The organism is Evansella vedderi, from assembly GCF_030813435.1.
Lineage (GTDB): Bacteria > Bacillota > Bacilli > Bacillales > Salisediminibacteriaceae > Evansella > Evansella vedderi.
Genome location: NZ_JAUSUG010000009.1, coordinates 43,527 through 55,338, shown reverse-complemented (window position 1 = coordinate 55,338; position 11,812 = coordinate 43,527). Strand labels below are relative to the sequence as shown.

Here is an 11,812-nt window from a genome sequence, read left to right as displayed (position 1 = left end):
GATATAATATGTCATAAAATGAGTTATGAAGGAAGAGGAGATAGTAAATGGATATTTCGAGAGTGAAAGGCTTAGCTGATAGAGTAAAACAAAACATTAATAAAGTAATTATTGGAAAAGAAGAGACAATTGACCATCTATTTGTTGCCCTTATTTCCTCAGGCCATGTCCTATTAGAAGATGTACCTGGAACTGGGAAAACATTATTGGCAAAATCGATGGCAAAGTCATTAGATTCCTCTTTTAAACGTATTCAATTTACACCGGACTTACTACCAACGGATATTAGTGGAATTAATTTCTATAATCAAAAAAATGGAGAGTTTGAATTTCACCCTGGACCGATTTTTTCCAATATCATTTTAGCCGATGAAATAAATCGTGCTACTCCGAGAACACAATCTGTATTGCTAGAATGTATGGAGGAAAGACAAGTAACTATCGATGGGACAACCTATCCCTTAGAAAAACCATTTTTAGTAATCGCAACTCAAAATCCAGTGGAGAGCCAAGGGACATTTCCATTACCTGAAGCACAACTAGATCGGTTTTTATTAAAAATCAATGTAGGTTATCCCTCCAAAGAGGAAGGTATTAAAATTTTAAAGCGCTTTAAACAATCCAATCCTATAGAAATAGTGAATTCTGTTGCTAATAACGAGGAAATTATCAAAGCTCAACAGATTTATTCCAATGTCCATGTAAGTGACGACATGTTCTCCTATATGGTTGAAATTATTGAACGAACTAGAAATCATCCTAGTATTGATTTAGGTGTCAGTCCACGGGGAAGTCAAGCTTTATTAAAAGCAGTACAAGTATATGCGATTTTACAGGGAAGGGATTACGTAATACCTGATGATGTAAAGGCAATGGTTAAACCGGTATTGGCCCATCGATTAATTGTTGGAAGTACAATGAGGCTAAAAGAAAATCAAGGAGAAACAGTATTAAAAGAAATACTAGAAGAGATAGATGTCCCATCAGAAGTAATAAAGAAAGGAAAGGAATAACGATGGGAATCCATTGGGTAATCGTTATAACTGTCCTAATCATTTTTATCCAAGTCGGTTTGGTCAGTAAATGGGGCCTCAAAAATATTTACTATACCCGTTATTTTAGTGAGGAGGCAGTATTTGAAGGGGAAGAAATGGAGATGGTGGAAGAGATCATAAACAAAAAGCTCCTACCAATTCCGTGGTTACGACTGGAATCAAGATTTCACACTAATCTCCAATTTCAACACCAATCGAATTTAGATATCGTGGATGAGATATTTCATAGAAGTATGTTTAGCTTAATGCCTTACCAAAAAATAAGAAGAAGACATAGAATTACATGTAAAAAGCGTGGTTTTTATCATCAAAAGACTGTGTCTCTTACTATTGGGGATCTATTGGGGATAAGTATTTATAAAAAAAAATTAAATGTTACCACTCAAATTTTAGTGTATCCGAAGCTGATTCCCTTAAAGGAAATTCCTTTACCATATACAAGCTGGAATGGTGATGTGGTCGTGCGACGGTGGATATTGGACGATCCCTTTATTAATGCTGGAATTAGGGAATATACGTATGGTGATCCTATGAAAAGGGTAAATTGGAATGCTACTGCCCGTGTGGGGAGTCTTCAGGTAAGTAAAAAGGATTACACAGCTGATCATCAATTACTCATTTATTTAAATTTCGATCTGACAGATGACGTTTGGAAGTCAATAGAGGATGAAGACTTAATTGAAAAGGGAATTTCCTATGCAGCTTCCATTGCTCAATCAACCATTTCACAAGGAATCAACACTGGGTTTGGGTGTAACTCTTATATAAGGGAGCCCGATGAAAAAGTACGATCCGTAAAAGAGTCCGTTCGCATTGAAGCGAGAAGTGGAAAACAGCATTTGTATTTTTTTCTCAATACGTTAGCCAAATTAAAAATGGATCGTAGTAGAAACTTTAACCATTTTTTGAAGGAAGATATAGACAGAGAAATAAGGAATAAAGATATTCTTCTCATCACTGCATATGTAAGTGAGCAAGTCCAAGAACGTATTGAAGAACTAAAGAGATTAGGTAATTCAGTAGAAATCCTTTGGCTGGAGAAAGAGGGGAAAAGGCAAGGGGATCGTGAGGAAGAAGGTGATGTCAGTGTTTTATAATGGCAAGCTTTTTCTTAAGAGACTATGTCAGGGAATAGTAGAAATTATTGTATTTCTTCCTGTCATTTTAGCCTTAGCTATATATTTTATTCCTTCATCATTGCATTTTGTTTGGTTTCTCTCACTACCATTATTCTTTATCGTGGGTATCGTTTTTGGGGTGATTTTACGAGGGAAAAGAAAATGGATTCATACTATACTTTTTGTATTTTTAAGCTTTTTCTATGCATTTGAAATAATAGATAGCACTATAGGAGCAATTATCGTTTCTTTGGTGGTTGGATACCTTTTCCTATACAGAGGACTCTTATTTGTTGAAAATACGTGGGCTAATGTATTTCCAGTTACATTTTTTTGGGCAGGTTTATTGATCTACTTTTTTTCTTATTTCTTCTATCTTAATAATGAAGCATTGTCCCCTTACTTATCGGTGATTACATGGGCAGGTGTATTGTCAATTGTTATTACTCTTTTCGTTACAAATAGCAGACATTTAGCAGATGCTACATTATCAGGTGAAGATAATCCGCACGTTAATCGTACATTGAAATGGCAAAATAGGTTTTTCTTAATAATAACTATTGTTGTTGTTTTTTTTATTGTGAATTTCAATCTAATTCAAGGGGCCTTTTACAATATTGTTGGAACAATCCTCTATTGGGTTAGTTGGTTTTTCAACTTATTTAACTCTGAAGATCCTCCCGTTAATGGTAGTGTTACACCGGACTTTTCTATGGAAATGGGTGAGGAGTCTGAAACATCCGTCTTAGGAGAAATAATAGGGCAGATTTTTATGGTAATAGGTTATATTGCAGTAATTGTTTTTGGGTTTATTTTTCTTTATTTTTTAATGAAAAAACTATGGTTTGTTTTTATGCATATTAGTAATTGGATAATTAAATTTTTAAATGGAATGGTAGGTGGATTGAATAATATCCAGGAAAAAAGTCATTACGTGGACGAAAAAGAGAGTGTAATAAACTGGGAAGAATGGCGTAAAAACAGTGGGGAGAGGGTAAGAAATTGGTTATCTTCATTCAAAGGGGGGCCTCGGTGGGAAGAATTAAACAATAACAGAGATAAAATACGCTTTCTATATCGGCATTTTATGTTTCAGAGGGTAAAAGAGGGGTTTGAGATGAGGAGCTCCCGTACACCGTTGGAAAATATAGATAAAATAAAAGAGAAGTATGATATAAACGCTGAAGAATCCGATTTAGATCAATTAGGGGAGGCGTACATTAAGGCGAGATACTCAGAAAAAGAAATGAGTGATGAAGAGGTAAAAAAACTAAAGGTCTTTTTGAGTAAAGATAAAAAATGATTGACTTTAATACTGCGTTTTGGCTGAAAAATTTGTTTGCCTATAGATTTTATGGGTAATGTATGTTATTATTTAAAGGCTTAGTATTGTTCGGAATATTTTTGAAAGAAAAAAATGCTGAAAAGTGATTTTATCTTGAATGAAATTCTTGAGCAACATGAGTAATTTTAATGTGGGAAAGTCCCACTAGGAGGCAACAAACATGGTAGAAGGTACAGTTAAATGGTTTAACGCAGAAAAAGGTTTTGGATTTATCGAAGTTGAAGGTCAAGACGATGTATTCGTTCACTTCTCAGCTATTCAAGGTGAAGGTTTCAAAACTCTAGAAGAAGGTCAAGCTGTTCGTTTCGAAATCGAGCAAGGACAACGTGGACCTCAAGCTTCAAACGTACAAAAATAATTTAACAAAAGGAAGCCATCTAGGAAGGTTGCTTGTTAGCGCCCTTCTAAGATGGCTTTTTTGTTGCTTAAGTTTAAGAACCATTTTATACATGTTACAATAGTTATAGGAAAATTGTATAGTATGTCTAGGAGAATGAACCCTATTCAAAGCTAAACTGATTTATAAAGTTTTAGTTACAATAAAAAGGGGAATGGACAAAATAGACAATTTCTAAAAGGATGGTTTTGTGCGTAATAAAATGATTATAGTAACATTTTTTATTTTACTTTTTACTTTTATAGTTGTATCTTTAAATGTTAACCATTCTGCCAGCCATGAAGTAAATACTACTTGGGAATGGCATGAGTCTCCTGAAGAAGCAGGCTGGTCGTCGGAGCAGCTTCAGGTTGCCAGGGATTATTACGATTCATTAAATTCAACGGCGGCAATGGTAATTTATGATGGAAAAGTATTGTTATCTTGGGGAAATGTATCTCATAATACGAATGCTCACTCCGTAAGAAAGAGTTTTTTAAGCTCGTTATACGGCATAGAAGAGGAGCAGGGCAATATTAATCTAAATAAAACCCTTGCAGAATTAAATATAGATGATGAACCTCCTTTAAATGAGAGAGAAAAGCAAGCAACCATTGAAAACCTCCTAACTTCTCAGTCTGGGGTCTTTCATCAAGCTGGGGAAGAGTCGTGGACGATGCGTAGGAATCGGCCAACTAGAGGTAGTCACGAACCTGGAACCCATTTTTATTATAATAACTGGGATTTTAATGTGTTAGGAACCATCTATAATGCTGAAACTGAGGCTGATTTATTTGAAAAGTTTAACGTAGAAATAGCTGAAAAAATTGGTATGGAGGACTTTACCCTGTATCAAACAGAATACAGCGATGAATTAAGAAGGTCTATTCACCCTTCCTATTTATTTCGGGTTTCAGCACGTGATATGGCTAGATTTGGGCTATTGTTTTTACAAAATGGCAAATGGGGCAATGAACAAATTATCCCTAACTCATGGGTAGAACGAAGCACATCTCCACAAGCAGAAGTTCCTGGAAACAGTGTATATGATTATGGATATATGTGGTGGGTTGCAACAAAAGGCCCGTTAAGTGAGTTGGGTTTATTCTCAGCTATTGGGAGATACGGTCAATCTATTGATATTGTGCCTGAAAAGGATATTGTATTTGTTCACCGGGTAGATTCAAACAGAAGAACATTAGGTCTATTTCAACGGAGTGTAAATCAGAACCAACGATTACATTTATTGCAGTTAATATTAGATGCAAAACTTGATCTTCCAGAAGCGGAGTTAAACAGTTTATAATGTATCTTTTCAACGAAATAAAAGACATCCACCGTAAAAACATGGTGGATGTCTTATTTTATGAGGAATATCTTAGGCCTTTTTTATTGGAAAAGTGTTCATTGGATTTGTAGTTTTGTTCTTTTTCTGCATTCTTATAGCCTATACCTATTTTTCCAACGATATATTGTCCATATTTCCATTTATTCAAGTAATAAATGGTTCCGATTGAACTGATGGTGCTCGCTGCAAATAGAATAAAGATATAGAATATACCTAATTGGATTGATAATTGGTTGTAAATAAGATCGATGAATAAAATATAGAAAAAGTGTAGTAAATATATTCCAAAGGAATATTGACTAATACTAATTAACCAATTAGGCAACTGTTTTAGCTGTGTCGCAACATAGAAGATAAAGAAGCTGACAGCCGTTGTGTGTAACAGCAAATCAATTCGTTTCGAACTATGAACTGTTAACCACTCAGAGTGATAAAGGAACAGCATAAGCGCAGTAGTAACTACGGGAGCCATTAATACCCATTTCCTATGTTCCTTGATTAATGAAACAAACCTTTCATAATAGTGGCCACAATAGAACCCTAATGCGAAATAGAAAATCCAACCTAAGAATGGAACCCAATAAAAACGTTCCCAGATGTATGCGCCGAAGGGGATGTTAGCTGGATTTGTAAAATTAAAGACTGCCAAGTAAGTAACATTTATTAATAGGGTGACAGTTAATACAACTTTCGGGTTCCAGTTTTTTAAATGCTTGTGTAAGATCAAATGTAATAAATAAAATTGAAAGATGATTAATACGAAATATCCGTGAAAGTCTCCAATAACGGCATTTAAAAAGACTTTAGTTCCCCAATCACCTAAGGATGTTGCATGTGGTATGGAGTAAAAAACAGCCATAAACAAAAAGGGTAAGAAAATCAATTTAAACCTTTTACTTAAAAAGTGATCTGGAATTTTTCTATTTTTATAGGAATAGGCGATTAAAAGCTCCGAAATAAAAATAAACATTGGCGTTCCAAAATATAATATTATATTTATAGAATCAAAGATAACAGCAGAGAAGGCTCCCGTTTCTTGTGAAGTAGTCGTCAATCCCACACCAATAGCGTGGATGAAAACAATGCATAAACAGGCTATAGATCTCATTATAAAAATTTCTTTTATCATTGTGTTTTTCATGGTTATTCCCACCAATTTATATTAATTTAATAATCTACAAGCTTCAAAGACTTATAAACAAATCATGACGGAAGATAGAATAAGCCATTATTCATAATATGATCAATTTTATTGTAAACAAAAGATGTAATAAATCTTTAAGCATTTTATTAAAAAATTATTAAATCAAATTAAAAAACCATTGCAGCGCAATGGTCTTTTTTATGAATCCTTTAATTGTTGCATATGGGTTGGGAATCGTATTGTAAAGGTTGTTCCCTTTCCCAGCTCGCTTTCCACATTGATGTCTCCGTGGTGGAGCTTTACTAATTCCTTAACAATGGCAAGGCCTAGACCAGTTCCACGCCCTTTTTTTGAACGAACTCGATCTACTTTAAAAAACCTCTCCCATATCCGTTTTAAATCATACGAAGGGATACCTATTCCAGTGTCTTTTATTTGTACAGTAACAGACTCGGACTCATATTTCATTTTTGTTGTAATGGTGCCATTTTCCGTAAACTTATTAGCATTGTGTATAATGTTTTTAAAAATTTCTTCTAACCTTATGGAGTCTCCAATAATAGCTGGAGAGTCATCAGGTATCTCCAAGACAAATTTATTTCCTCTTTCTTTCATTGTAGGTTCTAGATTTAAGGATACCTTTTTTAGTACCTCATCTAAATGTACATAATAAAGATCAAGGGAAATTTCCTGCTTTTCCAGTTTAATTAAATCCATTAAGTCATTTACAAGATGATTTAAATACTCCGTTTCTCGATGCATAATTTCAAAATATTTTTTTTGTGATTCTGGATCCTTTACTAACCCGTCTTGTAGCGCTTCTAAAAAACCTTTCATCGCTGTTAACGGTGTTCGAAGTTCGTGGGATATATTTGCAATAAAATCCTGTCTTCTTTGTTCTAATAGATCCCGCTCATTTTCAATTTTATCTATTTTTTCAGCCATTCGATTAAAGGAACTTACAAGGGCGGATATTTCGTCAGGAAAAGATTCATGTAGATTTACCCGTTTACTATAATTTCCCAAGGCAATTTCATTTGCTGCTTCATCTAACTTCTTCAACGGCTTAGAAATGGTCCAGGATAAATAAGAAACGAGGATACTTACAATTACTAACCCACTTATGATTCCCCACAATACAATTTCTCGAATGTTTGCTACCGTAGTGTTAATACCTGAAATAGGGGAATGAAGTACGATACCCCCGTGTATTTTTTCGTTTGTTCCCCATGGGACAATAACGGATAACATGGGGCGTTCCTCTTCTTCAATACGCATAACTTCGATCCGATTTTTTCCTTGTAATACTTCATTAATAATATCGTCACTAATGGGCTCCCCCACAAACACGTCCTGTCTAGATGCAGTTGCAACAATTTCCCCTTCATCATTAAAAAGCCAAATATTTAAGCCAGTGAACTGGCCGATTTGTTGAAGAACATTTTCCACTTCTGGAGTTACTTTGTTAAAATCCATTATAGCGGCGTTAATGCTAGTTGCTTGCTGGAGCATTTCTTGTCTTTTTGCTTCTGTAATATAATCCTGTGAAGAAGTGGCGATCATTACTCCAATGAGCCCAAATCCAATAATAAAAATAAATAGATAGCTGATTAATAACCGGCGAAACAAGCTTTGATTTATCCATCTCATAGGTGGAAGATCACCCCTTACCATTAGGCTGAAATTGGTAGCCCACTCCCCAAACAGTGTGGATGGCATCAATATTATGTGCTGCAAACTCATCACGAATTCTCTTAACGTGAACGTCTACCGTACGGATATCCCCAACAAAATCATAACCCCAAACTTTTTCTAATAATTGATCCCTTGTATGCACTATATTTGGGTTTCTTATTAAATATAAAAGAAGATCAAATTCCTTCGGCCGGAAAAAGAGTTTTTTTCCACCCACTTGTACTTCTCTCTGTTTCACATAAACAGTAAAATTCTCAAATTCATACTTATCATTATTCAATTCAAGTACTTCTGGTGGAGCGGGCATTCTTCTAAAAATGGCCTTTATTCTTGCAATAACCTCCCGTGGACTGAAGGGTTTTGTTACATAATCATCAGCGCCAATTTCTAAACCAAGGATCTTGTCAAACTCTTCATCCTTGGCGGTAAGCATGATGATTGGCACTGTTGCTGTTTTCCTAATTTCTTTACATACCTCATATCCATCAATATCAGGCATCATAATATCTAATAAAATAATGTCTGGATTAGTGGTTTTAAATAGATTAATGGCATCTTGTCCATTGTTTGCCTCCACAACATCATAGTGATTTTCTTTTAAGTACAATGAAAGTATTTCACATACATTTGCATCGTCATCTGCAATAAGTACCTTTAATTTATTCAAATTGATGATGCCTCCTCTGATGACAATATATCTTCTCCTTATTTTAACAAGATTAAGTAAAAGACTCCATTAATTAGGGGAAATTAGGTCCTTTTAATAAAAATGCGGATTGGAAACGTTATCATAATATATAATTTTTCCAATAGCCTTTTTTTGATAAAAAATGATTGACTTTTATACTTTAACCGTGTAAATTAATAACCATGTTAACGATAATCAAATAAATAATTTTTGATTCTTATCAAGAGAGGTGGAGGGACTGGCCCTGTGAAACCTCGGCAACAGACTTTAAAAGTTATTGTGCCAACTCCAGCAAGCGTGTTAGCTTGAAAGATAAGGAGAGAATAGTGAAACTATTAACTAGACCTCTTCTTATTTGATGAGGTCTTTTATTATTTTATTAAAATGAATACCTTTATTGTTAACGTCAAAAATACATGATAAAAAAGGGAGAGAAATAAACATGAAAAAAGTATTATCACTTTTAGTAGTTTCATTATTATTGGTTGTCCTAGCCGCTTGTGGCGGTGGAAATGAATCAGGAGCACTTTCTGAAGAAAGAATCTCCGTTGGTGTAACAGCTGGCCCTCACGAGCAAATTATGGAAAAGGTAGCAGAGTTAGCGGCTGAACAAGGGTTAACTATTGATGTTGAAGTGTTTACTGAATATGTAATGCCTAATATTGCTTTAGCTGAAGGGGAACTTGATGTAAACAGCTTCCAACACGTTCCTTACTTAGATAACTTCAAAGAAGACCGTAACTTAGACTTAATTGAAGTTGCTACAACAGTTAACTTCCCAATGGGAATTTACTCTGCAAGCTTATCTGATGTATCTGAGCTCCAAGAAGGTGATAGAGTAGGTCTTCCTAATGATCCAACAAACGGTGCACGTGCACTCATTCTATTTGAAGCAGCAGGATTAATCACATTAGACCCAGATGCAGGAGTTGCAGCAACTGTTTTAGATATTGTTGAAAATCCTTTAAACCTAGAATTTATCGAATTAGAAGCGTCTCAACTTCCTCGTCAATTGGACGAGTTAGCTGCTGCTACAATTAATACAAACTTTGCTATTGAACATGGCTATGTACCGACAGAAGATTCCATTTTTATTGAACCAAGTGATTCTCCTTGGGTAAATGTAATAGCTGTACGTACAGAAAACAAGGACGATGCAGTTGTTCAAAAGCTAATCGAAATTTATCAATCAGAAGAAGTAAAACAATTTATTGAGGAAACTTTTGAAGGTTCCGTTGTTCCTTCTTGGTAAAGAATAGTAATAGAATAGGGAATGCCTCAAATTTTTGGGGCATTCATTTTCTATTATCAAGTTTATTGACGACAAACTCTCATAAGGGGTACTAAAAATGATTCAGTTAAAAAATATATCAAAAACGTTTTATTCAAAGAATAAAGAAGTAGAAGCATTAAAGGATGTTTCCCTCGAAGTAAAAAAAGGAGAAATCTATGGAGTTATTGGATATAGTGGTGCTGGTAAAAGTACACTTATTCGTTGTGTAAATCTTTTAGAGAAGCCTAGTTCTGGTGACGTATATGTTAATGGTCAAAAGATGAATTCATTGTCTCCTGCAAAACTAAGGGAAGCTAGGAAGAAAATCGGGATGATTTTCCAAGGCTTTAACTTATTACAAACGGCAACGGTATACGAAAATATTGCAATTCCTTTAAAATTAACAGGTGTTTCAAAAGATGAAATTGCAAAAAGAGTGGATAAGTATTTGGAGGTTGTTGGACTTCAAGATAAGAAAGAATCCTATCCTAGTCAGCTTTCAGGGGGACAAAAGCAGCGGGTGGCCATTGCGAGAGCCCTTTCTCACGAACCGGAGGTACTATTAAGTGATGAAGCAACGAGTGCTTTAGACCCTGAAACAACGGAATCTATTCTTGCCCTCTTATTAAAAATCAATAAGGAATTTGGAATAACCATTCTACTAATCACCCATGAAATGCATGTTATCCAAAAGGTTTGTGATCATGTTGCGGTGATGGAAAATGGTGAGATTATTGAACAGGGTACAGTTATGGAACTTTATTCTGATCCTAAGAAGGAAACGACAAAGAAATTTGTAAATAGTTTATTCCCACACGATATACCTGAAGCGGGACTAAATGTTATGAAACAACAAGGCCCGATTGTAACCCTTACTTTTGTTGGAGAATCTGCTGGGAGGCCGTCACTTTCCATGGTTTCCAAGAAGTTTGATGTACACACTAACATTTTATCTGGTAACATCATTCAATTAAAAACACAACCATATGGAAGGTTGGTAGCCCATATCCAAGGTGAAAAAGCTGAAACAGATAAAGTAATGGAATACTTAAGAGAAGAAGGCGTCCGAGTAGATGAGGTGAATATTGATGAACTATAGTATTGTAGAATTTTATGATCGCTGGGGCGGTATGATTTGGAAGGCCACTCTTGAGACCTTCCAAATGGTGTCTATCTCTTTAGCTATCTCCGTGATTATTGGTCTCCCATTAGGTGTTTTACTTGTATTAACGCGTCCTAACAAAAGCTTGGAAAACAAATATGTTTATCAAACATTGAATGTTTTCATAAATATTACTCGTTCTATTCCATTTATTATTTTGCTTTTCTTTTTACTACCATTCACCCGCTTTCTTGTTGGGACATCCATGGGAGTTAAAGGGGTAATTGTTCCTTTAGTTGTTTACACAGCACCATACATTGCTAGATTAATGGAATCAGCATTGTTAGAAGTTAATAAAGGGATTTTGGAAGCCTATGAGGCGATGGGAATTAAAACAAGACATATTATCTGGCATGTTATGGTCCGAGAAGCAAGGCCATCTATTATACTTGGAATAACGATTGCTATCATTGGTTTAATTGGGGCAACAGCAATGGCCGGTTTAGTTGGTGCAGGTGGTTTAGGTGACGTCGCTTACCGATTCGGTCATTTGCGTTTTGAACCGGAAGTGATGTATGTCACTATTGTTATATTAATTATCATTATACAAGGGATTCAATCTATCGGAAACAGGCTCGCTGCGAAAATGAAAAAGGATTAGGGGGAGT

At 35.1% G+C, this 11,812-nt stretch carries 11 protein-coding genes and 1 riboswitch; of the genes, 8 read left to right on the top strand and 3 right to left on the bottom strand.

The annotated features are described in order from the left end of the window. Positions 1 to 47: 47 nt before the first annotated feature. The 5 genes from J2S74_RS12220 to J2S74_RS12200 all read left to right on the top strand — a co-directional run bounded on the left by J2S74_RS12220 (position 48) and on the right by J2S74_RS12200 (position 5,200). The gene (locus J2S74_RS12220; protein WP_307326039.1) at positions 48 to 1,013 is read left to right on the top strand and encodes an AAA family ATPase; all 966 of its coding nucleotides are present in this window, start codon (positions 48 to 50) and stop codon (positions 1,011 to 1,013) included. A 2-nt stretch (positions 1,014 to 1,015) separates the two neighbouring features. Next, positions 1,016 to 2,152 (top strand): DUF58 domain-containing protein, encoded by a 1,137-nt coding sequence (locus J2S74_RS12215; protein WP_307326036.1) that lies wholly within the window; start codon positions 1,016 to 1,018, stop codon positions 2,150 to 2,152. Then, the gene (locus J2S74_RS12210) at positions 2,136 to 3,476 is read left to right on the top strand and encodes a hypothetical protein (RefSeq protein ID WP_307326034.1); all 1,341 of its coding nucleotides are present in this window, start codon (positions 2,136 to 2,138) and stop codon (positions 3,474 to 3,476) included. The genes J2S74_RS12215 and J2S74_RS12210 overlap by 17 nt, the downstream gene beginning before the upstream one ends. 202 nt (positions 3,477 to 3,678) lie before the next feature. Beyond that, entirely contained in the window at positions 3,679 to 3,876 is a 198-nt protein-coding gene (locus J2S74_RS12205; protein ID WP_307326033.1) for a cold-shock protein, read from the top strand. A 241-nt stretch (positions 3,877 to 4,117) separates the two neighbouring features. Beyond that, positions 4,118 to 5,200, top strand: a complete 1,083-nt coding sequence (locus tag J2S74_RS12200) for a serine hydrolase domain-containing protein (protein ID WP_307326031.1) — start codon at positions 4,118 to 4,120, stop codon at positions 5,198 to 5,200. A gap of 58 nt (positions 5,201 to 5,258) precedes the next feature. Here J2S74_RS12200 and J2S74_RS12195 read toward each other — a convergent pair whose 3' ends face one another. From J2S74_RS12195 to J2S74_RS12185, 3 genes are all read right to left on the bottom strand, one after another. Continuing rightward, entirely contained in the window at positions 5,259 to 6,383 is a 1,125-nt protein-coding gene (locus J2S74_RS12195; protein WP_307326029.1) for an acyltransferase family protein, read from the bottom strand. Between the two features lie 201 nt (positions 6,384 to 6,584). Continuing rightward, positions 6,585 to 8,036, bottom strand: a complete 1,452-nt coding sequence (locus J2S74_RS12190) for a sensor histidine kinase (protein WP_307326026.1) — start codon at positions 8,034 to 8,036, stop codon at positions 6,585 to 6,587. A gap of 10 nt (positions 8,037 to 8,046) precedes the next feature. Further along, a complete protein-coding gene (locus J2S74_RS12185; RefSeq protein WP_307326023.1) occupies positions 8,047 to 8,748 on the bottom strand; it encodes a response regulator transcription factor in 702 nt (233 codons plus the stop codon). 235 nt (positions 8,749 to 8,983) lie between these two features. Further along, positions 8,984 to 9,088: riboswitch (SAM riboswitch) on the top strand. Positions 9,089 to 9,211: 123 nt separating this feature from the next. Between J2S74_RS12185 and J2S74_RS12180 the strand changes: the two genes are divergently transcribed. From J2S74_RS12180 to J2S74_RS12170, 3 genes are all read left to right on the top strand, one after another. Further along, on the top strand, positions 9,212 to 10,021 hold the full coding sequence (locus J2S74_RS12180) for a MetQ/NlpA family ABC transporter substrate-binding protein (RefSeq protein ID WP_307326020.1): 810 nt from the start codon (positions 9,212 to 9,214) through the stop codon (positions 10,019 to 10,021). 97 nt (positions 10,022 to 10,118) lie between these two features. Then, complete coding sequence (locus J2S74_RS12175; protein ID WP_307326018.1) at positions 10,119 to 11,141, top strand: methionine ABC transporter ATP-binding protein; 1,023 nt, start codon at positions 10,119 to 10,121, stop codon at positions 11,139 to 11,141. Then, positions 11,131 to 11,805 (top strand): methionine ABC transporter permease, encoded by a 675-nt coding sequence (locus J2S74_RS12170; RefSeq protein WP_307326015.1) that lies wholly within the window; start codon positions 11,131 to 11,133, stop codon positions 11,803 to 11,805. The genes J2S74_RS12175 and J2S74_RS12170 overlap by 11 nt, the downstream gene beginning before the upstream one ends. The last annotated feature ends 7 nt before the right edge of the window (positions 11,806 to 11,812 follow it).

What these genes read in the sequence shown, in the direction of transcription:
- J2S74_RS12215 (WP_307326036.1), top strand. Translation starts at nt 1,016, where the DNA reads ATGGGAATCCATTGGGTAATCGTTATAACTGTCCTAATCATTTTTATC.
- J2S74_RS12170 (WP_307326015.1), top strand. Translation starts at nt 11,131, where the DNA reads ATGAACTATAGTATTGTAGAATTTTATGATCGCTGGGGCGGTATGATT.
- J2S74_RS12195 (WP_307326029.1), bottom strand. Translation starts at nt 6,383, where the DNA reads ATGAAAAACACAATGATAAAAGAAATTTTTATAATGAGATCTATAGCC.
- J2S74_RS12200 (WP_307326031.1), top strand. Translation starts at nt 4,118, where the DNA reads ATGATTATAGTAACATTTTTTATTTTACTTTTTACTTTTATAGTTGTA.
- J2S74_RS12210 (WP_307326034.1), top strand. Translation starts at nt 2,136, where the DNA reads ATGTCAGTGTTTTATAATGGCAAGCTTTTTCTTAAGAGACTATGTCAG.
- J2S74_RS12220 (WP_307326039.1), top strand. Translation starts at nt 48, where the DNA reads ATGGATATTTCGAGAGTGAAAGGCTTAGCTGATAGAGTAAAACAAAAC.
- J2S74_RS12190 (WP_307326026.1), bottom strand. Translation starts at nt 8,036, where the DNA reads ATGAGATGGATAAATCAAAGCTTGTTTCGCCGGTTATTAATCAGCTAT.
- J2S74_RS12205 (WP_307326033.1), top strand. Translation starts at nt 3,679, where the DNA reads ATGGTAGAAGGTACAGTTAAATGGTTTAACGCAGAAAAAGGTTTTGGA.
- J2S74_RS12175 (WP_307326018.1), top strand. Translation starts at nt 10,119, where the DNA reads ATGATTCAGTTAAAAAATATATCAAAAACGTTTTATTCAAAGAATAAA.
- J2S74_RS12180 (WP_307326020.1), top strand. Translation starts at nt 9,212, where the DNA reads ATGAAAAAAGTATTATCACTTTTAGTAGTTTCATTATTATTGGTTGTC.